Here is a 24,339-nt window from a genome sequence, read left to right on the forward strand (position 1 = left end):
AATTTTCTCTATAAAGTAAAATTTCGAATAAGAAAATTCAGAAGTGTAATTAGCGTTTGGAAAAGAGGCTCTGGTAAAGCTCAATAGATGAAACTTCTGCCTCGCTCAGACTGTCGAGCACCTCCTTCATCTTTTTCGCACTTCTCCTCACCATCTCAAAAACGGTATTTGTGTCCATCTCCTCTGCCAGCTCCGCTACCCCTTGTATAACGGCGAGGGGGTTCCTCAACCTGTCAGCGAGGAACTGGAATTGCTCAAGATTTTCCTTAAGCCTCTGCATAACCAGCTCGTTTTTCTTCTGAATTTCAAGGTGCTCTATGGCCCTTGCGAGAACGTCCACCATCTCCTTCAGAATTTGAACATACTCCTCTTCAAGATTCTTCAAAAACACATAGACTGACGTTCCCTCGGCAGCAGGAAACACTACAAGATAATTATGAGAAACATTTTCGCACTCGCAGTAGTTCGCATCGACTATGCCGAAAACGTTCGGAGTGTAGTTCAGAAACTTGCAGTTCAGAACGTCTTCCTTCATCCTGTAATGGTTCCCGCCTTTATCCGAAACCACAACAGCCGTGCAATCATCATCTTCAGCCACTATATTGCAGAATAGCTCTACCATCTCCTCCCTGCTTTTGAACATCCATATCTGGCTTGACAACGTGAAAGCATCGAAAAGGAGGTTGTTAATCCTCCTCAGCTGCTGAATTTCTTCACTCATGAGCTACCTCCCGATAGCACTTTAAGTCGTTGTATCATCTCTTGCAGCTCTGCCTCAAGCTCTTCTGCAGAGAACTTCTGCCCCTTTAAATCCCTTAGCAAGTCAATCTCTTCCTCCTCCTTGGTTTCTACTTCCTTTGCAAGGCTTGAGATCAAATCGTCCTCCTCGTCGAACTCCACCTCTTCCACCTCCTCTTCCTCCTCTTCTTCCTCTTGCTCATCTGCGTCGAGAGGTATTTCCTGTCCGAGATCCTCGAAGTCCATGTCGAGGTCCGAGTTCAGCTCAGGCAAATCGGGTATGTCCGGAAGCTTCTCCTCGTCCGGCTCAGGCGCTTCAACTTTTATCTCCGAAGCCGTCTCCATTTCCTCAAGCAGGTTGTCGTCTGGCTCAACATTCGCATCGTCAAGGGGAACCACCTTCTCCTCAGCAGGTTTCGGGTTGATGCTCACACCGGCATTAACAACCTCCTCAAGCTCCCTGTCAACCTCCTTTATCTTCTCCTCCACCTCCTTTTTGCTCCTCAATTTTGGCATGCCCAAAGAAAGCTTGCCCAGCGAAAGCTTACCTCCAACTCTCTCGTAAACGTACGGGATTGCGAGGATGAACCCCGCAAAGGCAATTCCTATTAGCATCTCAATCATACCGCATCACCTCCTACTCAACAAAGGATGGGAGCGTGAAGGCCCACTTCACGACCGGAGGGACTACAAGCATGAGCAACCCTGAAAGTATTGCAAATATTGCCCCATAGTAGAGGTAGAGATACCTCCCTCCGCCCTTGACAACATTAGCCGCAAGGGTGTTTGCTATAGTGAGTGAAAGTATTATCCAGACAGAGTACTGATTCAGCAGGTCCGTCGGAATTCCGGAGAAGATTCCTATGTTCAGCCCCTGCATCCCACCCGGAATTTTGCTGAAAACCTCTCCAGTGCTCACACCACCAAGCTGGCTGGCGAAGAGGTTTGAGATGTAGTCGGAAAATATCGCGAGAATCTGCGTTATGAAGAGCACGAGCCCAACCATTGCCAGATGGAGTGGTATTATGAGGTTGATGAAGCCAGAAGAAATCAAGTCCCTCTTCAGCCTCAGCAAAACCATTTCCAAGTTTGAGGATGACACTATCTCCCCAACAACGTCTGCATCACCTCCCAAATCCGTTGCGTCAACGAATATTGCGGTCAGCTTGCTAATCAGATAGCTTCCGCTCTCCCCCACAAACCTCTCCCATGAGAGCTTCGCATCAAGTCCCATCGAAAGCCTTCTGTAAAGCTGCATGACAAGCTCCCTCAACTCTCCCAGATTTTTCTGGTCTATCCTGCTCAAAGCTTCTGCAACGGAAACTCCAGCACCCGACTTAATAGCCCCCAGACTTCTTATGAAAGCTGTGAAGGCCTCATCCCTCTTGCTGATTTTCTGGTCGTCAATTCTTGCTAGGTAACCAACTGGAAGGAGGACCAAACCGGCAAGAAGAAAGCCAACGCCCCTGTAATCCGCTTTCGGTAGTATGCCCAACCCACCCCCTGTGAAATTCAGAAGCGTGGGCAGCACTGTGAGAAAGAGCACAGCAAAAAATGCAATCGGTATTAACATGGGAGCGAGCCTTGAAATTGCCGTCTGCTCCTTTGACTTGATTTTTAGGTCGTGCACCTTCTTGTCCTTTGGAACGGCCTTGAAAAGCATGAAAACTCCGAAGAGCGAAATTGCGAAGTTTGCAAAGGCTGACGCCGTTAAAGTTGCTCCAGGGTCGCCTGCGCTGTAGATAATGACCGAAAGCAGAACGACAACGGAAATTAACGATGCGGAAACGAGAAGTGACGTGTAGGCGTCGCTCCACTTTCTCAGGCTCTCGAGGTTCCTCTCGTATTCGTCCTTTCTTATGGTCTTGAAGGCCCTCCATTCCCTCTCTAAGAACTCGTTGTCTGGCTCCCCTGCTGCAATAGCATTTGCCATTCTGTTGAAAAGCTTCTTCAGCCTCTCGTGCTTAATCTTCTCTGCAATTAAATCGCATGCAGTAGCATAATCGTAGTGCCACTTCTGCGTCAAATCCTTTACTTTTGAAAAATACCTGCTCGGAGCGTACTCCTTCTTCTCTGAAACCATTTCAAAAATTTTGTCCCTTGAGAGGTTGGCGGTTGACAGTGAAGCCATGTAAGTGAGGGTGAAGAGAAGGTCGTTGTCCATCAGAAGGTCCTTTCCCCTGCTCCTCAGAACATCAAGTACCTTCCCAAACCTCCCGAATCCGAGCGAGAGCTTAGGAACCTTTGCCGTTTTAACCTCCATACGCTACACCTTGATAGCAAGCAATCCGCTCTTGTAAATCTTCGATATGGACTTGAAAAACTCGTAGAAGTCAGTAACTCCCTGCTCGTGGAGCTTCTTCAGAATTTTCGCCCTCTTCTCAACCTCCTCGTAAATCAGCTTCTTCTTGTTCGGTGGAATTCCCAGCCTCGTCGCAATTTTCTGCTCAAGGAGGTAGGAGCTTCCGTAGCCGGTGAAAACGTGCGTATCTGTAACAGGGTCCCACTGAAAAACCTCAATGAAGGACACTCCCCCCTTCTGCGGGTTGTAGCCAACAATCTCGCTGACGCTCAGAACCCTTCTAACGAGCTTCCCATCCGGCCTTCTTACCGCACTCTGTATGACGACAAAGTTCAGGTTGTCGATGAAGGTTTTGGGCACGCTGATGGGTTCTGTAGTAAGCCTCTGAATCAGCTTCTCAACCGTGGCTGCGTGGAAGGTAGACATGACCGGGTGGCCTGTCTGCATGGCCTGGAATGCAATGTTCCCCTCAACACCTCTAATCTCACCAACCAGGATGTAATTGGGCCTCTGCCTCAATGCTGCTTTGAGCAAATCGAACATCGTAACGTCGCTACCACCACCCTCACCAATACCTCCTGCCCTCGTTGAGCCTCTCGTAACCTCCCTCGTCCAGTTCTTGTGCGGAACCTGCAGCTCCGGAGTGTCCTCAATTGAAACGACCTTAGCCTCAGGCCTTATGAAGGCTGTAATGGCATTCAGCAACGTTGTCTTACCGCTGGCAGTTTCACCGCAGATAAAGCCGCTCATCCCCTCACTGATGAGAAGCCATAAGTAGCCGGCAATCATGTAGTCGAGGGAGCCGAACTCGATTAGCTGAAGAACGCTGAAGGGCGTTTCGTTGAACTTTCTGATGGTGAAGTTGCTGCCGTTCTTGCTGATGTCGTTGCCAAAGACTATGTTAATTCTGCTCCCGTCGGGCAGCGTAGCGTCAACGATTGGGTCTTTGTAGGTGACAGGCTTTCCGATCCTCTCAGCCAGCCGGATTATGAACTTGTTCAGCGTTTCCTCATCTCTGAACTCGATAACGCTTTTGAGCCCCTTGAAAATCTTGTGCTCAACGAATATTGGCCCGAGACCGCTGCAGGAAATGTCCTCTATGTACTTGTCCCTGATGTAGGGCTCAAGCACACCCAGTCCCACTTTATCCCTTATCAAAGCATACTCTAAAGCCTTGAACTGCTCTTTGGTAACCTTCAGCTTTCCCATCACAGCTCTGCTTCCATTCTTCCCGTTCTTCCAAAAAGGCAGCCTGAAGGGAAACCTGAATTTGGGCGTCAGCTTAACCTCGCCCCTGCTATCATCCATAAAGGACTCTTCCTTATCAACGATTTCGCAGACCTCCCTGAGCGCCTCTTTCAGAATCTTTATCTTCTCCTCATTATCCTCTGGGTCGAAGTCTATATCCGTTATGTAGTCTACAAGCCTTATTTCAACCTCTTTGAGGAGTTCGTCAACACCCGTAAGCAGGGTTGGTTCGATTGGGATGTAGAAGTTCCTCATGTCGTTTTTGTCGGGGTAAACGTGAATGTAAATCTGCTCGTCGGCGGGATAAATGAGATTTGGCCTGTCGAGGTCTCCGTGCTTTTTCCTGTCCAGCTTCGGAGCGAATTTCGGAATTCCGATTTTGTCGAGGGGGAGGATATGGAGGTACTCAAGAAGGTGAAGGTTCTTCTCAACCTCCTTCTTCATTCTGTCGGGGAGGAGCTTGTAAATTCCGCACGAAGCTAAATTGGAGTGGTCGTGGTCCTCCTCAAGCACTCTCGGCTTGAACGGGAAGTTGGCAACAACTCCCTGCTTCAATCCCTTCGGCTTCAAACTGAAATCGAGCTTGTCAACCTCGCTTCCCATATCCTCCCCCCTTCATTATAATAACTATTACTACTATCAACTGATGTTGCTATTAACCTTTGCTTTCATTTTTGGGATTACACTGCACCTTGTGACCAAAGGTTAAGCCCTCGCCTCGGAGACAGGAATAATCTTCAGCCCGAATCCGGGGTGCACCTCGAAGCTGACTATGTTGCCTGTCGTCTTCCTCGCTCCGCGAATCTTCGAAACCTCAAGAACGCTCACGTATCTGTCTCCAACCTGCTCTTTTCTGAGAAACAGATGGCAATCACACGCCGACCTGATTCTGACGAGAGTATCCTCTTTAAATGCGTGCTGGTGAAGCGTGATGAGAATTGTTTTGCCGTTATCGCAGAGATTCTTCAGCCTCGTTAGAAACTCCAGAACGTCATCCTCCGTAGAGTATGTCGTGAACATCGTTAGGGAATCTATTATTGCAATGTTCTCCCTAATTGTTTTGATGTGGTTCGCCACCAAGTTTAGTATGCTTCTCATCTGCTCCGTGCTCCAGTCAATCCCCTCAAGATGGACGGGAAAGACTCTGAGGTAGCCCCACGCGTAGAAGTCAGAGACATCAAGGCTCAGGGACTCCATCTGCCTCAAAAAGCTCTTTATCGTGTTTTCTGTGGTGTAGTAAGCTATGTTGTGCCCGCTCATCAGCCCTCCGTAAACGAACTGCTGACAGAGAACCGACTTTCCTGTGTCGTTTTCCCCCTCAATCAGCGTCAGAGAGCCGAGAGGAATCCCACCGCCAAGTCTCTTGTCTATTTCACCATTACCGCTCGATAAGATATTCTTCTTCTTTTCCTCCTCCAAATCAGCCAAACTCTCTACCATGCTCTCACCTCCTAAACACTAAAATCTGCGCTGTCGCAAACCGCATTCGGAGTGCAGATTAGCAGAACGTAAGTACCGTTCTGGAGCGGCTGCACTGCTTCGAGCTTCGCCACCTCCTGCGGGTCGAAAATTCCGGGATTGATCAGCTCGTTCGTAATTGAAAACACGGTGGAGTTTACGTAGAACGAAACCATTTCCCCGCCTGATGTTCTGCCGTAAACTATTGCATCAAACTCGCTGAAGTCAGGATACCTCTCATCTCCGGTATTCTTGAAGTATGCAACAATCTTCGATGTTGAGTTGTCGTAGCTAACGCTCAGAATTTCGATGTCGCTCCTGAGCTTCTTTACAGCAGAATTTACGGCATCCTTGTAGCTCTCAACTGACAATTCTGCAATGCTCGTGCTTCCAGCAAGGAAGGTGTAAGCAACCGCCACAATGATCGCAGTCGCCATTATCGCCGCAACAACCGTGTCGAAGCCCATGGCCATCACCACGAGAAGTAATCGTTCGCCCTTACGCCGTTGTACAGCACGAAAGTAAGCAGGTACTCGTCCTGAGGCATCTGATTGGCGTCGATGTTCTCAACAGCAACCTTCAGCGTCTCTCCTCTCTCCCAGTACTCATCGCCGTCACCGTTTTCAATTGTAAAGGTAACGCCCGTGTCTGAGCCGGTAAAGTGGAGGTAGGTTGTGGAGGAAGTGAAGAAGATGTCGCTCATGCGTACTAGGTCTGCGTCGAGCCGAGTGCTCCCTGTGTTTTTAACCCAGAAGTAAACGTTTACCTTCGTCGCATCGCCAGTAACCTTCACAAAAATGATTTCGATGTCGGTCTCAACCTTCTCGTTCAAATTTCCAGAAACAGAGGTGTATGAGTGGGCCAAGTCCTTAACTGCGGGCAAAATAACCATAATGGCAGCGGTAACCGCTACCACCGTAGCTATCATCAGGATCGATGTGGATATCACCTCCCTTGCCATCGTAATACCTCAGCGCAGCCGCTCTCACGGCCTCACAGCCTCTTGTCCAGTATCAGACTAAGCAGCTTTGAGTCCATGCTCGTATCTGCTGGATTCATCAGCTTGTGCAGCCTGTAGAGCTCAAGAAGCATGTCCTCGAATCCATCGTTGAGCGAAACAAGCTCTGCAATCTTGCAGATGAAGTCCCTCGCATCCTTTGAGATGTAGCCAGCAGACTCGAAGAGCTCCAGCATTAGCGTCAGAGAGTCGAGATTGTACTTCTCAAGCATCCCCTTTACCCACTCCATCAGGTTGAACAGCGTGACTATGTCGTATTTGGTGATTAAATCAGCAGTCTTCGGAGTCGTTCTCTTCACAGGTTTCTCAAAGCTGTAAGCCTGCAAGCTATCACCTTCCAAATCAACTTCTTCCATCACCTCCGGGATGGGCTCAGCCGATTTAGATTCATCCAATTCTCTTACAACATCTTCCTCAGGAGGTTCATCCTCCTTAACCTCTTTAAGTTCAGGTTCCGCTTCCGGCTCGGGTTCGGGCCCGGTTTCGGTTTCAGGTTGCTCCACCTCAGGTTCAGGTTTCGGTGGTTCTGGAATCTGTGCCGGAACAACCTGAATCTGCGGCGGCTGATAGGAAGCCCCTCCAGCAAGTGCGCCCTCTGCAAGATTCTGCAGGTTCTGGAAGGGGTTTTCGAGGTTGTTCAGCGTCTCTCTCAGGTCGAGAAGTAGCTTCTTAACAGACCCCTTCAGAACGTCGAGCTCCTTCTCAAGTCTGTCGATTCTGCCTTCAGCAGTATCGGCCTCTGCACTTGCCAGAATTTCGTCAATCGCTGCCTGATCGACATCCATGGTATCACCTCTAAAAAATTAAAAATTTGGGGGATTACTTGAGCAGCACCATCATGCTGTCTATGCTTGGCGGAGCCTTCAGCTCAATCGGGTATGTTGCGCCTATTGGTGGCTTGACCTCAATTATGAAGTCGTCGTTGGGGTTGATGTCAAGGCCAGCACCTGTGGAGTCGAGGTAAACGGTAACCTCAGCCTTCTCAAACTCCTCAAGGTAGTTGTCGGGGCTGCTGCCCTGGAGGCTGTAGATCCAGTTGACATAGTATTCCGATGCCTTGTCTAAGGAGGAACTATTGCTCTCATACGATAGCTCCACGAAATCTCCGTCCTTCGGAACGAGGACTGTAATGACGGTCTTGTTCAGGTCGATTGGCTGCCCACCGGCAGCGAGCTGGAGAGTGAAGGTAACTTCGGTTATGTTGTCATTGGTGGTGCTGCCCTTTGCCACGATGCTACCGACAAGCTCCATGCTGCTCGTCGCCTGCTTTACTCCTGTGTGCACAGTCTCCTGACCCTTCTGCGTTGCGAAGAATCCCGCTCCCAGCAGCACGTAGCTGAAGACCGCAGCGACGGTCACGAAGGCTATCAGCACGATTGCCGCTTCAAGGCCCGTAAAACCTTTTTCGTTCTTCAGGAACCTCATTCCCATCACCTCACACGAATGTCAGATTGGTGAAGCTCGGTGGCAGCGTCTTGGTTATCGTCAGCGGTGCGCCGATGGGTGGGCGGACTTCAATTGTCACCACATCATTGGGGTTGAGCTCACCTATACCGCTCCACTCGGTGTTGTTCACGTCAATCGTTATCTTGTACTTTTCATTCGGCTCAACCACATTATCTCCATCACCGACCGTATCATCATACCACCAGGGGCAGTCCGTTCCCGGTGTGCATGAATCGTTGAAGAACAGCTGCTTGAATCCAGTGTCAGTGGTAATCGCAATCGAGGTCATGTTAAGGTCCACTGGAGAACCGCCGGCAGTCTGGGTTACGTAGAAGTAAACCTGCCCGACCTTACCGCTTGACCCGGTTTGCCCATTAGCAGCCGACGTGCAGTTCAAATAAATGTACTGCCCGTCGAGCGTCAGGCTGCTCGATGCCTGCTTCACTCCCGTGTCAACGACCTTCTTTGACTTCTGCGTGGTGTAGAAACCCGCTCCGAGCATGACGTAGCTGAACACTGCCGCCACTACAACGAAGGCTATCAGCACGATTGCAGCTTCAAGCCCTGTGAATCCCTTCTCGTCCCTTCTCAATTTCCTACTCCCTACTCTCATCCCATCACCTCTCACCTCATCCTCAAACTAAACCAGCGATTAGCAATATATAAGAATTTTCTTATATGTTGAAATTACCTTTTTCTAAGTTGAAATTTCCTTTACGTAATTTCAGAACTGCAATCTGTCGAGGTGGTGGTGGGCAATAACAACGCACTGCTCGGCAAGAAGGGATAGGGGAGAGAGGGAGAGTTTAAGGGCTGCATATCTCTCAACCACCTTCTCCTGCTCTTCAGTAAGCCCCTCGTGGTCCCCAATAACGAAAAGGGGATTGGGTGGAAGCTGAGCGTTGCTTATATCAACACCGTCCTCCTTGAGGTATATTATCGAGTATTTCTCGCTCAGCTCCTCAATCAGCTCTTCAAGGCCCTTTCTCGAAACATAAACTCCGGAATGCACCTTTTTCCAGCTCTTTCCGCATTCAACGGCAAGAGCCTTTTTTATGTGCCCTGCGACGTTTCTCTCATCCGGAGACATCCTTCTAACCTCATCTCCCTTAATCAGGATGGACTTTGGCGGGGAGGGAGGGCCGAGAAGGAGGAGGTAGACCTCCACGTCTCTTCTTATTCCATGGGAGATGAAGAGGGCCTGAGATGTGCAGCGGCAGAGAACATCCATTCTTCCCGCCCCCGGCAAGTCGTTGAGGCTGAAGGGCTGTGTGAAGGCCTTGTTTCCCACAATCAGGAATCCCCTCACAACAGCACCTCCGTAAGCGCGAAATAGGCGAGGTAGAGCAGCACAATCGCTCCAGTAACTTTTCTGATGAGCTGGAAGTTGGCCTTGACAAATTTCTCTCCCATCTTGAAGACCGCAGCGATGGTTACGGCCATTCCAAGGCCGTAGGAGAGCATCACGAGCGGGTTTTCTGAAAGCAAAGTCTGGCTGATGGCTATCCCCGCAAAGGGGAGTATGCATGGTAGCCAGAGGAAGGCGAGGAGCATTCCGAAAAAGAAGGAAGGCAGAGTCTGGATTTTCCACGAAAGTCCGGAGGTCATCCTTGAGGCAAAAATCGAGACCTTTTCGTCAAGCTCGTCAGATAGCAGAATTAAGGCGAAAATTAGGAGAAACAGCATTGCAACAACTCTGAAAAAACCAAAGAAGAGCGAGGCGGTGTAGCCGAGAATGAGCATGCTGATGGTTAAGCCTGCAACAATCAGGAAAGCATCCAAAGCCCTTCCCCTCGAACCCGCGAAGATGAGGGGAACTACGGGAAGGACGCAGGGAGAGAAGACGGATAATATGCCAAGGGCGAAGGCCATCAGCATCTCAAGCATAAAAATTGAAAAAGAAATGTATATTTAAATTCATCTTCTGTAAACTTCACCAATGTCAAGCTCGATTTTTTCGCTGATTAAATCCACAACCTCTCCAATTACCGCAAGCAGCCTGTTGTATGATTCGATAAACCTTACGACACTCTCTCTCGCATTCAACTTTGACTGCAGCTCTGTAAGCTCACCGAGCAAATCCTGATCGTACTCACCAGAGAGCTGCTTGGTCACAAAGTCCTGCTGCTTCTGCTGGAACTCGACAAGCAGCTCCTGCGCAACTTCATCCTCTTTAAGAAGCTTCTCGTTTTCGAGAAACTCCTGATACTCTCCCAAACCCTTAATGCTCTCAGCCAGCTCAATTGCCTTAGCCTTTATTCCTTCATCCAACATTCAAATCACCCTTTTTAAATTTCCAGCACTCTCTTTCAAGACTATATTAAGGTTTCCCTCTGAAGTCCCTGAATGAGGAACCGTATAACTCACACCTAAGACGTAAACCTTTATAACCCCTGAGGTCAAAAAGGTTCAAGGGCTCGTAGCTCAGCGGGAGAGCGCCGCCTTCGCGAGGCGGAGGCCGCGGGTTCAAATCCCGCCGAGTCCATGTTTTTTCTTTTGGCCAGTGAACAACCAATACAATTCAATGTTTCAAAAAATTTTATGAACTCCCTTATCAAAAATACGTCATGGAAAAAGTAATTCTCGAACATCTCCAGAGAATAGAGAAACAACTCGAAATTCTTAACAGCAAGATTGAAAACTTCTTAGGATTCGAGGAGCTGAGCGAAGAGGAGTTGAAAGAGCTTGATGAAATTGAAGCTAAGATGGAGAAAGGAGAAAAGTTTGTTTTGAATGATGTTTGAAATCTTCCTCAGCAGGCAGGCAAAGAAATTTCTTGATTCTCTTAACGAGGTCAGCAGAGATAGGATCCAAGAGAAATTGTTGAAGTTGAAAGAAGATCCCTTCTCCATTCCCTACAGGAAGATTAAGGGGAGAGACAGCACAGAGTAGGAGATTTCAGGATAATTTATTCGGTCAGAGGGAATGAAATAAGGATTCTAAAACTAGACAAGAGAGAAAGGGTTTTCGAAAGATTATAGGTCTGTCGATTGGCCAATCTTCTCATAACTCACCCTCAGGGGAGAGCTGGGTAATCCTTCAACCCAGGTTGATACAGCTCAAGAGATCTAAAGCCTTCATAGCTTTCTTATCTTTCAAAAAGCACCATACCTTTGCTGAGAGCTTGCTTAACGATTGGATTCTCCTCTCCTGCGAGATGCGGAAAGACCTCCACAGGGAAGTCAACATTAAAGCTCTTCGGCTTTCAGCTTAAAACCCTTATTAGCCCGTCAGTCTCAGCCAGAATACTCTCACAGAATTCAAGCACTCTTCTACAATCTTTCATGGGAAAAATGTTAAAAATAGCCAGAAAAGAGTTTCAACGATGAAAGGGGCCATAGGTAAGATTTACGGCGAAGCGTCACCGTTTGAGTTCAACTTCGTGATTTTCAACCAGAAGCAGGTAAAGAGGGGAGATTACATTAAGGTTTGGAACGATGTTGACGGTTGGGTTGTTGCATACGTCGAGAGCATAGTTGCAAAGTCAAATGTCAGGGATAAGGAAATTAGGGAGATTGCAAACGGCTCGAAGGAAGTTTTTATCGGGAAAGCTGTTGTTCTCGGTAAGAGAGAGGATGGAAGGTTGAAGGTTCCGAGAAGTCCCTTCGTTCCGGGAGAGAGCGTTTTTCTAGCTGAAGATAAGCTGATTGCAGAAGTCCTTGGTTTGAGTGTGGACGGTGTTTACGTCGGTCTTCTTGGCGATACCGGGGTTAAGGTAAAGCTCGATCCCAACAGCCTCGTGCAGAAGCACGTTTGCATTCTCGCAAAAACGGGAAGCGGCAAAAGCTACACTGCGGGTGTGATTATAGAGGAGCTTCTCGAGAAAAACGTCCCTCTGCTGATTATTGACCCTCATGGAGAGTATCACTCGATGCGTTATCCAAACGAGTCTGTTGATGGCGATTTTGGTGTCAAGCCGAAGGGCTACGAAGACCAGATACGCATTCTCGCTCCACCAATATCGCCTTTCGCCGAAAGAGCTGATGAGCTCCTCATCCTTGACGGCGTGAATCTGTCAGCGGAGGAGCTCATCGAGCTAACGGGGCTGAAAAACCCAACGGCCCAAGCTCTGCTTTACCAGGCGCTGAAGGAGCTCAAAGACGAAGACTACACAATCAGAGATATCATGGATGAGGTTGAAAGTATAAAGCACAACGGAAAGTGGACTCTTCTCGGGGCGCTGGCAAAGGTTGAGGAGTCAGGGCTTTTCGGAGAGAAACCCACAGACCTGAGAAAGCTCCTTCAACGCGGAAAGGCAACGATAATCGACCTTCGTGGAGTTGAGCCAACTTACCAGGATTTAATAGTCTCGAGGGTCTGCACCAAGCTTTTCGAGCTGAGAAAAAAGGGGGAGGTTGAACCTGGGATGATCGTGATTGAGGAGGCTCACAACTTCATTCCTGAAAGGGGATTTGACAAAGCGGTTTCTACGGGGATTCTGAGAACCATAGCCAGCGAGGGAAGGAAGTTCGGTCTCGGCCTCATGGTAATAAGTCAAAGGCCCGCGAGAGTTGATAAAAACGTGATAAGCCAGTGCAACACCCAAATCATTCTGAGAGTGACGAATCCAAACGACATAAACGCCATCAAAAACGGAGTTGAGGGGATTACGGCAGAGATGGTTGAGGAAATCAAACGCCTTCCGCCCGGGCATGCGATGATCGTCAGTCCGGAGCTTGAAAGGCCAGTTATCGTTAGAGTTAGGAGCAGGAGAAGCAAGCACGGTGAGGCTGTGAGCGTAACGAAGCCGAAGGAAGACAAGAAGAAAAAGAAACAGAAGAAGAGCAAAAAAGTTGAGGCGAAGAAGGAAAAGAAGGGGTTCCTGAGGAGGCTTTTCGGCTAATCCAAATCAATTATTTCGAGAGTGTAATCCCCAACACTCACGTAGGGTTTTTCGGCACTTTTGCTTTTCCTCACCATCTGCCTCCTAACGTGCTTGACTTCCCCTCCCGCGAGCAGGTCTGCAACGCTTGCACCATATGCTCGAGAAAAGGCCACCACCGGCGTTGTTAGCCTGGCATTAATCTCAATCACGTAGGGCTGGTCAGAGTAAACGATATCGACGCCAACGTATCCATTCAGACCTTCAACACACTCAACAGCCCTCACAGCCTCCTCCACAACCTCCCTTTTAACCTCATCGGATATCCTAGCCGGAACGACGGCTCCAGCATATCTGAAATTGTTGATAATCTGCTCGTTAACGCTCAGGCACTTCACGTCTTCTCCAACTGCAAGGCTGACGCTCAGGTTGATTCCCTCAATAAATTCCTGGGCAATGTGGCCGTCAGGAACCTCATCGCTGAAGCCTATCCCCTCTCCCGCACATGCCGTACGAGGCTTGATGATGAACTTGCAGTCGAGCGGCCTTAAGGAGGTTTGCGGAACCTGAACCTCCCCCCTCAACTTTTTGTAGAGTTCCCATTTGTCTGAGGTTACCGCAATTGCCCTGCTTGAAGAGCCGAGGTTTTCGCAGTACTTTTCAGCCTTCTTAGTCAGAGTGTAGAGCAGAAAATCGTCTTCAGGAGCGATGATCAGAAAGGCATCACTTTTCTCCAGATATTTCTCCATTGAGTCCATTGAGTCCACGGGGAGAGTGAAGAGGCATGAGAACTCAGGTCTGACGAATCCGGTGATTTCGTAGTAGTTCTTAAAGCCATCAAAGGCTGATTTAAACATCGCAAGGCCTTCAACGGCCGTACTGTCCTCTATTCTTTCACCGCAGGTTGCGAACTCGAATAAAAAAAGTTTCATACCTCTATAATTTCTTCTTCGTCAGCATCTCCTTTTTCTTTTTCCTCATCCTCATTAAGAACAATGGCAATATCAGCAGAGTTTTTGAGGGCCGTTGAGAAGCCGGGCTCGGCACCGATGATTATCGTCTCCTTTCCCATCTCCATTGCCTTCATCAAAACAGCCTTGAAGTCGGCGTCTCTCGTAACGAGGGCAACTGCATCAATCGAGTCGTTGTATATGAGCTCCATGGCTTCGACCGCCATCCTCACATCCACGTCTCCGGAAGTCACTATAGGCTCGAACCCCTGATTTTCTATTGCTTCAACAAGCTTTTCAGTGGCATATTGATTCAGAAAAACTTTGGCAATCTTGATATCGCCATACTCAGAAAGAATTTCTCTAATCTCTTTCAAATTAATATTAAACTCCTTCCTGAGCATGTTTGGCCCATCCACAAGTACGCCAACTTTCCTGCGCTGAGATAGTTTTCTCTTTGAGAGGTATTCTTTAATCCTCTGAATTCGCGATATCGTCGGCATGCTTTTCAATTCTTCTCTTTGAAGTTTAAAAAAGTTTTGTTAATGACCGACATACTCTTAACGCTCTTTCTTGAAAAAGGAGCTTGCTGCATTTCTAATTGAACGATTGGACATTTTTTCAGCTTCCCTTGTTTAGGTACTTCGCAACGCACTCCCGGAAGTGTTTAAGGTTAAAGGGCTTTCCCAGCACTTCCTTTGCCCCCAGTCTGAGCATTTTGCTCTCGAACTCCTGATAGTAGGCCGTTACAACTATTACAACCGCCTCGGGATTGAGCTTGAAAATCTCCTTCGCAACCTCCACCCCACTTATATCCGGCATATTGATGTCCACGATTACCAAATCAGGCATGAGTTTTCTGTAAAGTTCCAACCCTTCCCGGCCGCTGCAAGCCGAGACAACTTCGAAGCTGCCAAGAATTTCCTTGTAAAGCTCGCAGATGCTGCAATCATCGTCAACGACGAGTATCTTCGTCATTATATTGGGATGCAACCAAAAAAATAAAAACTTTTCTTCGCATTTCATGAACTAGCTGAAGTTTTATTAAGGGGATTCGGTAACCCCACCATAACCCACGTAAAGAATCCTGTCCGGAGAGAGAGCGTTTATAACCTCCTTTCTGTGAGTTACCGCAATCAGAGTTATCTTCGCCTCCCTTGCGAGCTCTGATATTTTTCTCGCCACCCTCACGGCCGTCATCTCATCCAGATGGGCGGCAAACTCGTCCACAAGCATCAGGCTCGGTTTTTTGGCCAGACAGGCTGCGAGCTTGAACCTCTCCTTCTGCCCTGTTGAGAGCTCGTTGAACCTTGCTCTGTAGAGAACCGCGTCAGAGATTCCCGCCCTGTTCAGAACCTCCACTGCCAGATGAATATCTCCGGTTATGTCAAATATCTGCTCCAGAATACTTTTCTCGGTTATCTGCGGTTCGAGTTCGGACGGTATCATCGCAGCTATGCTGTCCACCACAACCTCCACCATCCCGCTGCTCGGCTTATACACATCATCGTCCAATTTCAAAGCCTCTCCTACAATCAACCTCAGAAAGGTGGTTTTTCCAGAACCGCTAGCACCGACGACGGCAACAATCTCTCCGGGTTTTATCTCCAGATTCACATCCCTCAGAACATATCTTTCCACCACCCTCTGCCTGACTCCGAAGGACTCAAGGACGGTTCTTACTTCATCGCTAACCTTCTCCAGATCAAGGGTGCTTGCAAAGAGCTTCGAGACATTCCTGAATTTTAATTTCTCAAGAGGTTTAACGCTGCCGTATCTTGAAACACACAGTTTTCCCCCGTGGCCTCTCGCAACCTCGTCCTCCTCCAGAAACTTCCTTATGTACCTCTCAGCCTCTTCGCTAAGTGGCTTGTACAGAACCGGTTTTCCTGAAGCCGTATCCCATAGGTAGTAAAATCCAGCCTTCTCGAAGAAGGGGTTGAACCTGGCCATCTGGGCAATTGTTTCGACGAGGTGCTTTCTCATCCTCATCTCAGGGACTCTTCTTTCCTCAATCCACTCAACTGCAGTCCTGACTGCAAGAATTCCCAGCCCATCCGCTCTGTAGTCGGGATGAACAACGACCCTCGCAATTCTCGATGCTGCTGAGTTGCACTTCTTCATTGCCTCCTCGCTTGCCTCCTCCCATAGCCTGTGTCTCGCAACCTTTAGCGAGAAGCGGCTTCTTAATTTCCTGAACAATTCCGAAAGCTCTTTTTCTGGGGAGAAGACGTTTTCAAACCACTCTTTGGGGAAAACCCTTTCTCTGATGTTTTCCACAATCTTTCCGTCAAGTTTTCTGTGCATCAGCGGCACAGGAGGGTCAACTCGGACGTACGCAACAACCTCAGGCTCGAATGGCTGTCTTTCGACGAGCTCGAAGATCAAAAATCGCGAAGCTGGAGTGGAGCCCTTTATCTCGACAATGTGCACATTCCTGCTTCCGCACTCGCAAACGGGCTTCGTGTTTGCCTCGATGAGGTTACCGCAGTCATAGCACTTCCACAGCGCAACCTTGCTTTTCTGGCTTGCGTAATGGTACTGCTCAAGCTCCGCGATCCTCTCAAAGTCCTTTTCGTAAACAGCCTCTCTCGCCCTGATTCGGTATCTGTAAACCTCCTTTCCGAAGCTGTATCGCGGAAGTTCCAGATTTCTTGAAAAAACGTCCCAGACCTTGATCCTCTCACTCCCGTAAAACTTGTACAGCTCGTAATCTGCGAAAAACAGTATTTTTCTCCCGTAGATTTCCTTCGGCTCGTTTTTAATTACAACCTCAACAACATCACCTTCAAAGAGCCAGGCAGCGATGCCGGACATGTAAAGCGTCAAACCGTTGTCGAGCTCAACCGCTCCAAACCACCTGTGCCGGTGCTTGGGCAACTCGTGAGATACTACTTTTGCGATCATCAAAAGTTATTTTTCCCTCCAAGTTATACAATTTTCGTGAGAGGTCTGATTGTGAGAGAGCCCTTTGCATCCATGATAGTGAGGGGAGAAAAAAAATGGGAGATTAGGAAGACAAACACGAACATAAGGGGGGAGGTAATCATTCTGAGCCAGGGGTATGCGCTGGGAAAGGCCAAGCTCGCTGACGTTCTCGGGCCGTTTACCGTTGAGGAGCTTCTGGAGTTTAAGGATTACCACAGAGCGGACGAGGACTTTCTCAGAAGCTACTCAGGCGGAAAAAAACTATATGCCTGGGTTTTCGAGGAGCCAGAAGAGTTTGAGAAGAAGGTAAGGGTTAAAATACCTCGCGGAGCGCAAGTCTGGGTTAAGATTGACTGACCTAAAATAAATCGAAAAGATTATTTGCTTTCCTGCTTTCCCCCAAATGGTGATATTATGAAGTTTGGTATTGAGTTTGTGCCAGATATGAAGTACTACGAGCTTGAGTACTATGTGAAGCTGGCCGAGGACAGCGGCTTTGACTACACGTGGATTACGGACCACTACAACAACAGGAATGTCTATTCGATGCTGACAATTCTGGCTTTGAAGACCAGAACCATCAAGCTTGGCCCCGGTGTGACAAATCCCTACCACATCAGCCCTGCTTTAACGGCATCGGCAATCGGAACGATAAATGAAATCAGCGGTGGAAGGGCTGTCTTGGGCATTGGTGCTGGAGACAAGGTTACATTTGAGAGGATCGGAATAACCTGGGAGAAGCCGCTCAAGAGGATGAGGGAGGCTGTTGAGATAATCAGGCAGCTCACAGAGGGCAAGGCCGTGAAGTATGACGGTGAGATTTTCAAGTTCAATGGGGCAAAGCTGGGCTTCAAGCCCGGAAGTATTCCGATTTACATCGGTGCTCAGGGGCCGAAGATGCTCCAGCTTGCGGCAGAGCTTGGAGATGGTGTGCTGATAAACGCCTCACACCCCAAGGACTTTGAGGTTGCAAAGGAGAACATCGATGCGGGATTGGCCAAAGCTGGAAAGAGCAGGGATGCCTTTGATACGGTTGCGTATGCCTCAATGAGCGTTGACAAGGACAGGGACAAGGCAAGGAATGCCGCAAGAATCGTTGTGGCGTTCATCGTCGCAGGAAGTCCACCGACAGTGCTTGAGAGACACGGATTGTCAGAGGACGCTGTAAACGCCGTGAGGGAAGCGTTGAACAATGCCTTCACCAAGGGAGACTGGGGAGGAGTTGCCAAGAGTGTTACGGATGAGATGATCGACATCTTCTCGATAAGCGGAACTCCTGACGACGTTATCGAGAGAATAAACGAGCTATCAAAGGCTGGAGTTACACAGGTTGTCGCAGGCTCTCCAATCGGCCCGGACAAGAAGAAATCTATTCAGCTTATTGGAAAGGAGATCATTCCAAAGCTGAAGTAAATTTTTCCTATTTTATTTTAGGTTAAATGAGCATCTCCTAGTTCTCCCCCGATTTTAAAGAAATCTCCCTGAATCTCTTAATTCTGGCGCATTCTCCCTGCCTTCCTGGAAGAGTTCTTTTGATTATTGGTCTATCATGTAGTGGGATAATGCACTTAGCAGATATAGCAGAAAATTTAATATAACTCCCATCCTGTTTCTCATCACAAAAACAAAAAGGGGGTCGAGAAAAATGGCAGAGAATTCGGTGTTTGTTGGGAACAAGCCTGTGATGAATTACGTGCTGGCCGTGTTGACGCAGTTCAACAGTGGAGCGACGGAGGTTTCAATTAAGGCGAGAGGTAGGGCAATCAGCAGGGCTGTTGACGTAGCAGAGATTGTCAGGAAGCGCTTCCTGCCAGACGTGGATGTGAAGGACATTAAAATTTCAACCGAGCAGATTGACAGCGAGCAGGGAACCGCGAACGTTTCGGCTATCGAGATTATCCTCGCCAAGAAGTAAACTTTTTTCTTTTTCATGTTTAAAATTTTTGCACATGGTCACAAAAACATCAGGGCGACTCACAGAACGACCTTTGAGATAACGAAAAGTGAGCACTTAACGCCGAGAGGAGACTGCATAATCGGCGTTGGTGCGGATAAGGGGCTTCCAGACATTCCCGAAAGTTTTAAGCAGCTCCTCAAAAAGGGCCATTTTTTCGAAGTTGAGCTTCTTTTGCCTGACTATGGGCTGTCTGAAAAGGTCGTGGGTAGGGGAGATGCCAGCCTTACGCTCAGCCATCCGGAGGACATTGTTGTGAGAAAAAGCAACTACACATGCCCCAGAACTCTTCTCGTTAAGGCAAACAAGGCTGCTGCAGACTTAAGCAGAGAAATGGTTGAATACTTAAAGGAAAAAAATACTGAGCTCGTTTTCACGCTTCGGCCTTTGAAGGCTGCGGAAATGCGAGACTGAAGGCTGCAAACACCGCAATCGAGACCAGCAGCCCGGGCACAACGGGGTAAATCCAGTAAACCTTGTAGTAGTAGAAGTACCATAGAACGCTTGCAAGCACAGCAGCAACCATAGAGGCTGAGATTGCAGCTGAATTGGGCTTTTCGCTGTAAAGGCAGGCAATCAGCGGAACGAGGAAAGCTGAGGTGATAACGGAAAAGCTCACACCTACAATCTCGACAATAACCCCCATGGGGTTGATTGCAAAGATTACAGGGATGGTTGCGAAGATGAATACCGCAAACCTCGTCAGGTTTAACGCGGTTCTCTCCTCTATCTTTTTGACATTCTGAACCAAGTCCCTGACAAACGCGGTGGCAACCAAGTGGATCAAGGAGTTTATCGTGGACATCGCGGCAGCAATTATCGCCGTGAGGAGCAGTGCGTTGATGCCTGCTGGAAACAGCTTCATCGCTATGAAGGGCACCACCAGATCGACGTCTTTGAGAAATTGAGTGACATCATCGGTGTACTTTGGTATAACCAACCAGCCGAAGGGGCCGATGCTGAAAACGCAGATGGCAAAAATACCAATAATCAGAGGTGTCAAAATCATCCCGTTCGCGATTACTCTGCTGTCTCTCGCTGCCACAAACCTTACAACAAGCTGGGGACTTGCGAGCTGGGCGACGCTAATGGCGAAGGTCAGGCTGAGGACAAAGGGCACAATCATCCCTGCCTTAACTATTGGCGGTGGGCCAACTTTTCCGATTTCAAATAAGGCTTTTCCGACCATCTCTCCGAAAATCTTTGCATTGCTCAGAGCCTCAATTGCGGAGCTGAAACCTCCAAGTGAGTAAATTAAGGTAAGGAACAGAGCAACGCCACCAATTAGAACGATTACCCCCTGAATGAGGTCGGTCATCACAACAGCTCTGAATCCGCCGATCGCAGTGTAAACCATCACGATTACAGCCGTTATCACCAAACCGGTGGTGTAATCCATTGAAAGCATCACCTGCAGGAGATTTCCGGCACCTTTGTAAATCGAGACCATGTAGAGCTCAAAGAAAAATATGATAACCACCGCCGCCACAATCTGGCTGAAAACACCTGCTCTTTTTCTGAAAAGCTCAGGAATCGTTAGAGCCCCATACTCATCAGCAATTCTCTTCATCGGTGGGGCTATCACCATCCACGCAAGAATTGCGAAGAGAACGTGGAAAAAGGTTAGGAACGCGGACCACTGAAAGCCCAGCAGGAAACCCGTCCCCCCTCCTCCCAGAAAGGCGGCCGTGCTGAAGTAAGTGGCGAAGAAGGAGAAGCTAACGACCAGCGTTCCAAGCTTTTTACCTGCAAGGTAGTAATCCAGCAATCCCCTCGTTTTGCGGTATTCGTAAATCCCAATAAGAAGGACTACGGCAAGGTAGCCAATCAGCACAGCTTCAATAATCATGCCATCCTCCTCGCCTTGAACAGTGCCACGGCAAATCCAAACACCATCAGGCCAATAGAGGCCGCATAAACAGTTGCAATAACCATTTTTTCACCCCCTGAAGAGCCTTTTTGCCTTACCCTCAAACCTCTCAAGTGATCCGGGCTGCACGACCTCAATCCTCGGACTGAACCCCAGGAACTCCTTTATGTCCTTTATAACCTTCCTCGCAAGTCCGTTTTCACCCTCGAAAATCACCCTTATCCCCTCACCAACCTCAATTCTGTAGTGCCTCACTCCATAGGATGCGAGAATCTGCTCCACGTCGCTCGGGTAGAACTTAACTCCCTTGTAAATCACCATGTCGTCCGTTCTGCCTCTTATCCTCTTTATCGTCATGTGCTCAATGCCGCATTCACACTTCTCCCTCGAAACTACAGCAGAGACCTCACCGCTGCGATACCTTATGAGGGGCATCGCCTCCCTGTTGAGGGACGTGTAAACTATCTCGCCCTCCTCTCCATCCTCCAAAACTTCACCCGTTTCCGGGTCAACTATTTCGACGATGTAGTTGTCCTCCCATATGTGCAGGCCGTTTCTGCTGGGACACTCAAAGCCAACAGTCCCAACACCCCCCATCTCCGTCAGGCCGGGGATGTCAAAGGCTTTGCAGTTGAAAGTTTTCTCAATCTGCCTCCTCATCTCCTCGCTCCATGGCTCAGCACCAAGCAGCATCTTCTGGACAGGCAGCTCTGCTGGCTCGTAGCCCATCTCCTCAGCAACCTCTGCAATTCTCAGAGGATAGCTTGCAGTGGCACAAAGCACAGTCGTGCCGAAGTCGACCATGAATCTGACCTGATTTCTCGTGTTTCCCGCGCCAATTGGTATTACGAAAGCATCTATTGCGTCAGCGGCAAAGTGGAAGCCAAAACCACCGTTCCACAGTCCGAAGGCGGGCGTAATCTGAATTACGTCCTTTGAGGTTATTCCCGCAAGGTAGAAGTCCCTTAGAAGCATCTCCTTCCACTGCTCCACATCGTGGCGGGTGTAGGGGATGATTACAGGCTGGCCCGTCGTTCCTCCGCTCATCTGAATTCTGACGATCTTCTCCTTTTCAACGCAGGCCATTTTGAGCGGATAGCTCTCGCGGAGATTCTGCTTTGTGGTGAAGGGGAGCTTTGCTATGTCAGCGGGCTCCTTTATAGAGTCGATGTCTACACCGCTCTCCTTGAAAAGCCTCCTGTAAAATGGCGAGTTATCGTAAACATACTTTAAAGTGCTTCTGAATCTTTTTCGCTTGATTTCATCAATCTTGTCCCGTGAGAGGTATATATCCCTTGCGACATCTTTCATGTTAGAAAAGACAGGAGTGTTGATTTAAAAAACTTTCCCTTGATTTAGGTTAATACCTTTTTCGTAGGATTTATCGCAAAATATGGGATAAGCACGTGAGGAAGCTAAGGAACAAGGACATACTCAAGGTTCTGAGAGAGATTGCTGAGTATGGCATTCCTGAAGAGATTCTTACCGACCACGGAACTCAGTTTGTGGCTGCGAAAAGCAGAGAGAAGGTTAAGCACATTCTTGCGAGAGTAAGGTTGAGAGAAAGTGAAAAGTTTGGCTCAGTTGAAGCAGTTGTTGGATGGCATAACGAGATTAAGCCTCATAGAAGTTTGGAGTGGGATGAACTCTGCAATGCTTTCTGGTGCAAGCTTCCCCCAGATTGAAAGGATGTAAAAATAATTTGGGATACCACAGTATTGGAAAAATGCTAAAACGAAGAGGCAAATAGTTAATGTTTATATCTTTTTCAGCAACTCCAGAAATTCGTTCTTGTCCATTCCAACATCATTTATGATTTCTCTGAGTATGCCCCTTCCAAGCTCTTCACACTGAGGAACAGTACACGACTGTCATCCTACCGTCTGGATGCTTGAGAATTACATGGCTCCCCTTTCGCCGAACTATCTCAAAACCGAGTTTGGCTAAAGCCTTTATTACTTTTTCAGCTTTAACCGGTTTTAACTTCAACAACCTGCACCCCGATGAACTCTCCATCTTCTACGTTTTTCTTAACTTCCAAGTAGAGTTCAATCGCCTCTTTCACCCTTTCCATGAGCTCATCGAGGCTTTTAGCCTGAGTGTGGCAGCCCGGGAGAGAAGGGACTTTCACCACATAGTAACCGTCCTCGTCTTTTTCTATCACAATAGCGAATTTCATGAACAATTTTAAGTTGTGGAAAGCTAAATAGGTTTCATTTTTGTAAAAATGTTGCTATGATTCGATATTGATCACAATTTGATTTGCTGGATTAGATGGAAGCAGATAATTTAGCATTGCTGAGTTGTGGAATTGTGAGGCAGCTTAAAAAACTAAATCCCAACAACCTCCAGAAACTCAACCCTCTTAAAGTCTTCATCGAAGGTGGCAATCTTTTTGATGCCGAAATGCTTGCAGGTTGCTGCTATTAGCGCATCATTGGGTAAGAGCCCATATGAGTTCATAATTTCAGCGGAAATTTTCTCTACTTCTGGAGCGATAGATAAGGTTTGAGCTAAATCCAGAAGGCGCTTTATCTTGGCAAAATCAAATTTTACTGCTTCTTTAACAAATTCGGGGTTTTTTCTCAACTTCTCTTTTCGGTAACGAGCTTGAGAAAGACGGACACAACCTCACTGTAAACCACAACATTTCGATAAAGCCCTTCTCTGTACAACTCAATAAACTTATTCTTAGCTTTCTCATCTCCCTCAAGAATCTTCAGAAACACAGAGGAGTCAACAAAAACCCCACTCCTCAAGCTCCCTCAAAGCTTTTAGCGTATCCTTTCCCTTAAGAATCCCAAAGACTTCATCAACAACTTCTTCCACCTTTTCGAGCTTAATTCTCACTCTCTCCCCCTCCTTTAAATCGACCTTCTGCAGGGGTTTGAAGACTCCGTTTTCGTAGATGGCTTCGATGATTTTTGGCATGTATGTAATTTTTCTCGGGATAAGAAAAGGGTTTCGTTGGTTGATAAAAGCAAAGTCAAACCTTATACCTTGCTGATTAATTTAAATAATGGTTCAATAAACTTTTTCTCTGAAATGAATGCTGTAGATGAAAATGGTCTCGTCCTCAACGTTTATCTTGAAAATTATTCTTACCTCTCCAACCCTCAGTCTTAAGAAACCATCCCAGACTCCTTTCAACCTTTTTATGTCCATTCTCTGGATTGGTAAAACTCCACTCTCCAAGGAGTTCACGAGTTCTTGAATTTTGCTCAATAGAATGCTCCTCTTTCCTTCATCGAGCTTTTCAAGAAACTTTATTGCTTTTTTGTGGTATCTCACTTTCCATGCCATTCTTCAAATTCACCTTCGTATTCATCAGGCTTTCCAGCTATCTTATCGATTTCTTCTTGCTCTTCATCGGAAACGTAAGGAGTAATTTCCATCAAAGCCTTAATCAGGACTTCCTTGAATTTTCTCTCTATGATTTCTTCAAGCTCATCCTTTGAGATTTGAATGACTTCCATGAATCCATTTATTTCTGAAAATTTAAAAACTTACCGAAGCTGGCTTCCATGATTTCTGGGATGTTTGTGACGGTTGCTTGACTTGCGCTTCAAGATTTGTAACGGAATTGCGAGAAGCATGACATCAAA

The 24,339-nt window shown here is 47.8% G+C and carries 33 protein-coding genes, 1 tRNA gene and 1 pseudogene; 9 read left to right on the top strand and 26 right to left on the bottom strand.

Features of this window, described 5'->3' with window-relative positions; all coding sequences use genetic code 11:
• Positions 1 to 49: 49 nt before the first annotated feature.
• The 13 genes from AF_RS05300 to AF_RS05360 form a co-directional block, all read right to left on the bottom strand.
• Positions 50 to 721, bottom strand: coding sequence for a histidine kinase dimerization/phospho-acceptor domain-containing protein (locus AF_RS05300; RefSeq protein WP_010878546.1), 672 nt, complete (start codon positions 719 to 721; stop codon positions 50 to 52).
• Entirely contained in the window at positions 718 to 1,362 is a 645-nt protein-coding gene (locus AF_RS05305) for a hypothetical protein (RefSeq protein WP_010878547.1), read from the bottom strand. Before AF_RS05305 ends, AF_RS05300 begins: the two co-directional genes overlap by 4 nt.
• Before the next feature lie 13 nt (positions 1,363 to 1,375).
• Positions 1,376 to 3,001 carry an archaellar assembly protein FlaJ gene (flaJ, locus tag AF_RS05310; protein ID WP_010878548.1) on the bottom strand — a complete coding sequence of 542 codons (1,626 nt, stop codon included), beginning with the start codon at positions 2,999 to 3,001 and terminating at the stop codon, positions 1,376 to 1,378.
• 3 nt (positions 3,002 to 3,004) lie between these two features.
• On the bottom strand, positions 3,005 to 4,891 hold the full coding sequence (locus AF_RS05315) for a type II/IV secretion system ATPase subunit (RefSeq protein ID WP_010878549.1): 1,887 nt from the start codon (positions 4,889 to 4,891) through the stop codon (positions 3,005 to 3,007).
• Positions 4,892 to 4,993: 102 nt separating this feature from the next.
• Positions 4,994 to 5,728, bottom strand: a complete 735-nt coding sequence (locus AF_RS05320) for an ATPase domain-containing protein (RefSeq protein WP_010878550.1) — start codon at positions 5,726 to 5,728, stop codon at positions 4,994 to 4,996.
• A gap of 11 nt (positions 5,729 to 5,739) precedes the next feature.
• A complete protein-coding gene (locus tag AF_RS05325) occupies positions 5,740 to 6,213 on the bottom strand; it encodes a hypothetical protein (protein ID WP_231487646.1) in 474 nt (157 codons plus the stop codon).
• Positions 6,214 to 6,218: 5 nt separating this feature from the next.
• A complete protein-coding gene (locus AF_RS05330; protein ID WP_010878552.1) occupies positions 6,219 to 6,707 on the bottom strand; it encodes a flagellin in 489 nt (162 codons plus the stop codon).
• Positions 6,708 to 6,739: 32 nt separating this feature from the next.
• Positions 6,740 to 7,549, bottom strand: coding sequence for a hypothetical protein (locus tag AF_RS05335; RefSeq protein ID WP_010878553.1), 810 nt, complete (start codon positions 7,547 to 7,549; stop codon positions 6,740 to 6,742).
• A 34-nt stretch (positions 7,550 to 7,583) separates the two neighbouring features.
• Entirely contained in the window at positions 7,584 to 8,189 is a 606-nt protein-coding gene (locus tag AF_RS05340; protein WP_244372816.1) for an archaellin/type IV pilin N-terminal domain-containing protein, read from the bottom strand.
• A 10-nt stretch (positions 8,190 to 8,199) separates the two neighbouring features.
• The gene (locus tag AF_RS05345) at positions 8,200 to 8,823 is read right to left on the bottom strand and encodes an archaellin/type IV pilin N-terminal domain-containing protein (protein ID WP_010878555.1); all 624 of its coding nucleotides are present in this window, start codon (positions 8,821 to 8,823) and stop codon (positions 8,200 to 8,202) included.
• A 111-nt stretch (positions 8,824 to 8,934) separates the two neighbouring features.
• Positions 8,935 to 9,519, bottom strand: coding sequence for a tRNA (pseudouridine(54)-N(1))-methyltransferase TrmY (gene trmY / locus AF_RS05350; RefSeq protein ID WP_048064324.1), 585 nt, complete (start codon positions 9,517 to 9,519; stop codon positions 8,935 to 8,937).
• Entirely contained in the window at positions 9,516 to 10,097 is a 582-nt protein-coding gene (locus AF_RS05355; protein WP_048064325.1) for a cytochrome c biogenesis CcdA family protein, read from the bottom strand. Before AF_RS05355 ends, trmY begins: the two co-directional genes overlap by 4 nt.
• A gap of 30 nt (positions 10,098 to 10,127) precedes the next feature.
• Positions 10,128 to 10,484, bottom strand: coding sequence for a YlbF family regulator (locus AF_RS05360; RefSeq protein WP_010878558.1), 357 nt, complete (start codon positions 10,482 to 10,484; stop codon positions 10,128 to 10,130).
• A gap of 139 nt (positions 10,485 to 10,623) precedes the next feature.
• Between AF_RS05360 and AF_RS05365 the strand changes: the two genes are divergently transcribed.
• The 4 genes from AF_RS05365 to AF_RS05375 all read left to right on the top strand — a co-directional run bounded on the left by AF_RS05365 (position 10,624) and on the right by AF_RS05375 (position 13,053).
• Positions 10,624 to 10,695 (top strand) — tRNA-Ala (locus AF_RS05365).
• Positions 10,696 to 10,777: 82 nt separating this feature from the next.
• Entirely contained in the window at positions 10,778 to 10,954 is a 177-nt protein-coding gene (locus AF_RS13200) for a hypothetical protein (protein WP_010878559.1), read from the top strand.
• Positions 10,944 to 11,102 (top strand): type II toxin-antitoxin system RelE family toxin, encoded by a 159-nt coding sequence (locus tag AF_RS13080; RefSeq protein WP_156029518.1) that lies wholly within the window; start codon positions 10,944 to 10,946, stop codon positions 11,100 to 11,102. The genes AF_RS13200 and AF_RS13080 overlap by 11 nt, the downstream gene beginning before the upstream one ends.
• 433 nt (positions 11,103 to 11,535) lie before the next feature.
• Complete coding sequence (locus AF_RS05375; protein ID WP_010878560.1) at positions 11,536 to 13,053, top strand: helicase HerA domain-containing protein; 1,518 nt, start codon at positions 11,536 to 11,538, stop codon at positions 13,051 to 13,053.
• Here the strand turns inward: AF_RS05375 and AF_RS05380 are convergent.
• The 4 genes from AF_RS05380 to AF_RS05395 all read right to left on the bottom strand — a co-directional run bounded on the left by AF_RS05380 (position 13,050) and on the right by AF_RS05395 (position 16,889).
• Positions 13,050 to 13,964, bottom strand: a complete 915-nt coding sequence (locus AF_RS05380) for an ATP-grasp domain-containing protein (RefSeq protein WP_010878561.1) — start codon at positions 13,962 to 13,964, stop codon at positions 13,050 to 13,052. The two genes, AF_RS05375 and AF_RS05380, sit on opposite strands and share 4 nt — an antisense overlap.
• Positions 13,961 to 14,485 (bottom strand): TIGR00288 family NYN domain-containing protein, encoded by a 525-nt coding sequence (locus tag AF_RS05385; protein ID WP_048064326.1) that lies wholly within the window; start codon positions 14,483 to 14,485, stop codon positions 13,961 to 13,963. Before AF_RS05385 ends, AF_RS05380 begins: the two co-directional genes overlap by 4 nt.
• 118 nt (positions 14,486 to 14,603) lie before the next feature.
• The gene (locus tag AF_RS05390; protein WP_048064327.1) at positions 14,604 to 14,960 is read right to left on the bottom strand and encodes a response regulator; all 357 of its coding nucleotides are present in this window, start codon (positions 14,958 to 14,960) and stop codon (positions 14,604 to 14,606) included.
• A gap of 66 nt (positions 14,961 to 15,026) precedes the next feature.
• Positions 15,027 to 16,889 carry an ATP-binding cassette domain-containing protein gene (locus AF_RS05395; protein ID WP_010878564.1) on the bottom strand — a complete coding sequence of 621 codons (1,863 nt, stop codon included), beginning with the start codon at positions 16,887 to 16,889 and terminating at the stop codon, positions 15,027 to 15,029.
• Between the two features lie 36 nt (positions 16,890 to 16,925).
• Here AF_RS05395 and AF_RS05400 point away from each other — a divergent pair, with 36 nt between their 5' ends.
• The 4 genes from AF_RS05400 to AF_RS05415 all read left to right on the top strand — a co-directional run bounded on the left by AF_RS05400 (position 16,926) and on the right by AF_RS05415 (position 19,278).
• A complete protein-coding gene (locus AF_RS05400) occupies positions 16,926 to 17,267 on the top strand; it encodes an ASCH domain-containing protein (protein ID WP_048064328.1) in 342 nt (113 codons plus the stop codon).
• 57 nt (positions 17,268 to 17,324) lie between these two features.
• On the top strand, positions 17,325 to 18,323 hold the full coding sequence (gene mer, locus AF_RS05405) for a 5,10-methylenetetrahydromethanopterin reductase (RefSeq protein ID WP_010878566.1): 999 nt from the start codon (positions 17,325 to 17,327) through the stop codon (positions 18,321 to 18,323).
• A 232-nt stretch (positions 18,324 to 18,555) separates the two neighbouring features.
• Positions 18,556 to 18,825, top strand: a complete 270-nt coding sequence (albA, locus tag AF_RS05410) for a DNA-binding protein Alba (RefSeq protein ID WP_010878567.1) — start codon at positions 18,556 to 18,558, stop codon at positions 18,823 to 18,825.
• A gap of 15 nt (positions 18,826 to 18,840) precedes the next feature.
• Positions 18,841 to 19,278 (top strand): DUF371 domain-containing protein, encoded by a 438-nt coding sequence (locus AF_RS05415; protein WP_010878568.1) that lies wholly within the window; start codon positions 18,841 to 18,843, stop codon positions 19,276 to 19,278.
• Here AF_RS05415 and AF_RS05420 read toward each other — a convergent pair.
• Together AF_RS05420 and AF_RS05425 are read right to left on the bottom strand one after the other, a co-directional pair.
• The gene (locus tag AF_RS05420) at positions 19,238 to 20,713 is read right to left on the bottom strand and encodes a sodium/proline symporter (protein WP_010878569.1); all 1,476 of its coding nucleotides are present in this window, start codon (positions 20,711 to 20,713) and stop codon (positions 19,238 to 19,240) included. The two genes, AF_RS05415 and AF_RS05420, sit on opposite strands and share 41 nt — an antisense overlap.
• A gap of 90 nt (positions 20,714 to 20,803) precedes the next feature.
• Positions 20,804 to 22,045 (bottom strand): phenylacetate--CoA ligase family protein, encoded by a 1,242-nt coding sequence (locus AF_RS05425; RefSeq protein WP_010878570.1) that lies wholly within the window; start codon positions 22,043 to 22,045, stop codon positions 20,804 to 20,806.
• Between the two features lie 146 nt (positions 22,046 to 22,191).
• Here AF_RS05425 and AF_RS05430 point away from each other — a divergent pair.
• Positions 22,192 to 22,419: pseudogene (locus tag AF_RS05430) on the top strand (IS481 family transposase); the annotation flags it as partial.
• A 160-nt stretch (positions 22,420 to 22,579) separates the two neighbouring features.
• On the opposite strand, the gene AF_RS13880 reads toward AF_RS05430, so the two are convergent.
• From AF_RS13880 to AF_RS05455, 7 genes are all read right to left on the bottom strand, one after another.
• Complete coding sequence (locus AF_RS13880) at positions 22,580 to 22,750, bottom strand: type II toxin-antitoxin system HicA family toxin (RefSeq protein WP_081423258.1); 171 nt, start codon at positions 22,748 to 22,750, stop codon at positions 22,580 to 22,582.
• Positions 22,704 to 22,913 carry a type II toxin-antitoxin system HicB family antitoxin gene (locus tag AF_RS05435; RefSeq protein ID WP_010878572.1) on the bottom strand — a complete coding sequence of 70 codons (210 nt, stop codon included), beginning with the start codon at positions 22,911 to 22,913 and terminating at the stop codon, positions 22,704 to 22,706. Before AF_RS05435 ends, AF_RS13880 begins: the two co-directional genes overlap by 47 nt.
• 152 nt (positions 22,914 to 23,065) lie before the next feature.
• The gene (locus AF_RS13695; RefSeq protein ID WP_081423259.1) at positions 23,066 to 23,323 is read right to left on the bottom strand and encodes a PIN domain-containing protein; all 258 of its coding nucleotides are present in this window, start codon (positions 23,321 to 23,323) and stop codon (positions 23,066 to 23,068) included.
• Positions 23,320 to 23,493 carry a PIN domain-containing protein gene (locus tag AF_RS13700; RefSeq protein WP_143274400.1) on the bottom strand — a complete coding sequence of 58 codons (174 nt, stop codon included), beginning with the start codon at positions 23,491 to 23,493 and terminating at the stop codon, positions 23,320 to 23,322. Before AF_RS13700 ends, AF_RS13695 begins: the two co-directional genes overlap by 4 nt.
• Positions 23,471 to 23,665, bottom strand: a complete 195-nt coding sequence (locus tag AF_RS05445; protein ID WP_010878573.1) for an antitoxin family protein — start codon at positions 23,663 to 23,665, stop codon at positions 23,471 to 23,473. The genes AF_RS13700 and AF_RS05445 overlap by 23 nt, the downstream gene beginning before the upstream one ends.
• Before the next feature lie 93 nt (positions 23,666 to 23,758).
• Positions 23,759 to 24,037: a type II toxin-antitoxin system RelE family toxin gene (locus AF_RS05450; protein ID WP_010878574.1), complete on the bottom strand. Its 279-nt coding sequence runs from the start codon at positions 24,035 to 24,037 to the stop codon at positions 23,759 to 23,761.
• Positions 24,022 to 24,210, bottom strand: coding sequence for a hypothetical protein (locus tag AF_RS05455; RefSeq protein WP_010878575.1), 189 nt, complete (start codon positions 24,208 to 24,210; stop codon positions 24,022 to 24,024). Before AF_RS05455 ends, AF_RS05450 begins: the two co-directional genes overlap by 16 nt.
• Positions 24,211 to 24,339 lie beyond the last annotated feature (129 nt).

Origin of the sequence: Archaeoglobus fulgidus DSM 4304, assembly GCF_000008665.1 — an archaeon.
GTDB lineage: Archaea > Halobacteriota > Archaeoglobi > Archaeoglobales > Archaeoglobaceae > Archaeoglobus > Archaeoglobus fulgidus.

Excerpts from the sequence above, each read along its gene's own strand:
- AF_RS05300 (WP_010878546.1), bottom strand. The coding sequence starts at position 721 with ATGAGTGAAGAAATTCAGCAGCTGAGGAGGATTAACAACCTCCTTTTC.
- AF_RS05305 (WP_010878547.1), bottom strand. The coding sequence starts at position 1,362 with ATGATTGAGATGCTAATAGGAATTGCCTTTGCGGGGTTCATCCTCGCA.
- flaJ (WP_010878548.1), bottom strand. The coding sequence starts at position 3,001 with ATGGAGGTTAAAACGGCAAAGGTTCCTAAGCTCTCGCTCGGATTCGGG.
- AF_RS05315 (WP_010878549.1), bottom strand. The coding sequence starts at position 4,891 with ATGGGAAGCGAGGTTGACAAGCTCGATTTCAGTTTGAAGCCGAAGGGA.
- AF_RS05320 (WP_010878550.1), bottom strand. The coding sequence starts at position 5,728 with ATGGTAGAGAGTTTGGCTGATTTGGAGGAGGAAAAGAAGAAGAATATC.
- AF_RS05325 (WP_231487646.1), bottom strand. The coding sequence starts at position 6,213 with ATGGGCTTCGACACGGTTGTTGCGGCGATAATGGCGACTGCGATCATT.
- AF_RS05330 (WP_010878552.1), bottom strand. The coding sequence starts at position 6,707 with ATGGCAAGGGAGGTGATATCCACATCGATCCTGATGATAGCTACGGTG.
- AF_RS05335 (WP_010878553.1), bottom strand. The coding sequence starts at position 7,549 with ATGGATGTCGATCAGGCAGCGATTGACGAAATTCTGGCAAGTGCAGAG.
- AF_RS05340 (WP_244372816.1), bottom strand. The coding sequence starts at position 8,189 with ATGAGGTTCCTGAAGAACGAAAAAGGTTTTACGGGCCTTGAAGCGGCA.
- AF_RS05345 (WP_010878555.1), bottom strand. The coding sequence starts at position 8,823 with ATGAGAGTAGGGAGTAGGAAATTGAGAAGGGACGAGAAGGGATTCACA.
- AF_RS05355 (WP_048064325.1), bottom strand. The coding sequence starts at position 10,097 with ATGCTTGAGATGCTGATGGCCTTCGCCCTTGGCATATTATCCGTCTTC.
- AF_RS05360 (WP_010878558.1), bottom strand. The coding sequence starts at position 10,484 with ATGTTGGATGAAGGAATAAAGGCTAAGGCAATTGAGCTGGCTGAGAGC.
- AF_RS13200 (WP_010878559.1), top strand. The coding sequence starts at position 10,778 with ATGGAAAAAGTAATTCTCGAACATCTCCAGAGAATAGAGAAACAACTC.
- AF_RS13080 (WP_156029518.1), top strand. The coding sequence starts at position 10,944 with ATGATGTTTGAAATCTTCCTCAGCAGGCAGGCAAAGAAATTTCTTGAT.
- AF_RS05375 (WP_010878560.1), top strand. The coding sequence starts at position 11,536 with ATGAAAGGGGCCATAGGTAAGATTTACGGCGAAGCGTCACCGTTTGAG.
- AF_RS05380 (WP_010878561.1), bottom strand. The coding sequence starts at position 13,964 with ATGAAACTTTTTTTATTCGAGTTCGCAACCTGCGGTGAAAGAATAGAG.
- AF_RS05385 (WP_048064326.1), bottom strand. The coding sequence starts at position 14,485 with ATGCCGACGATATCGCGAATTCAGAGGATTAAAGAATACCTCTCAAAG.
- AF_RS05390 (WP_048064327.1), bottom strand. The coding sequence starts at position 14,960 with ATGACGAAGATACTCGTCGTTGACGATGATTGCAGCATCTGCGAGCTT.
- AF_RS05395 (WP_010878564.1), bottom strand. The coding sequence starts at position 16,889 with ATGATCGCAAAAGTAGTATCTCACGAGTTGCCCAAGCACCGGCACAGG.
- mer (WP_010878566.1), top strand. The coding sequence starts at position 17,325 with ATGAAGTTTGGTATTGAGTTTGTGCCAGATATGAAGTACTACGAGCTT.
- albA (WP_010878567.1), top strand. The coding sequence starts at position 18,556 with ATGGCAGAGAATTCGGTGTTTGTTGGGAACAAGCCTGTGATGAATTAC.
- AF_RS05415 (WP_010878568.1), top strand. The coding sequence starts at position 18,841 with ATGTTTAAAATTTTTGCACATGGTCACAAAAACATCAGGGCGACTCAC.
- AF_RS05420 (WP_010878569.1), bottom strand. The coding sequence starts at position 20,713 with ATGATTATTGAAGCTGTGCTGATTGGCTACCTTGCCGTAGTCCTTCTT.
- AF_RS05425 (WP_010878570.1), bottom strand. The coding sequence starts at position 22,045 with ATGAAAGATGTCGCAAGGGATATATACCTCTCACGGGACAAGATTGAT.
- AF_RS13880 (WP_081423258.1), bottom strand. The coding sequence starts at position 22,750 with ATGGAGAGTTCATCGGGGTGCAGGTTGTTGAAGTTAAAACCGGTTAAA.
- AF_RS05435 (WP_010878572.1), bottom strand. The coding sequence starts at position 22,913 with ATGAAATTCGCTATTGTGATAGAAAAAGACGAGGACGGTTACTATGTG.
- AF_RS05445 (WP_010878573.1), bottom strand. The coding sequence starts at position 23,665 with ATGCCAAAAATCATCGAAGCCATCTACGAAAACGGAGTCTTCAAACCC.
- AF_RS05450 (WP_010878574.1), bottom strand. The coding sequence starts at position 24,037 with ATGGCATGGAAAGTGAGATACCACAAAAAAGCAATAAAGTTTCTTGAA.
- AF_RS05455 (WP_010878575.1), bottom strand. The coding sequence starts at position 24,210 with ATGGAAGTCATTCAAATCTCAAAGGATGAGCTTGAAGAAATCATAGAG.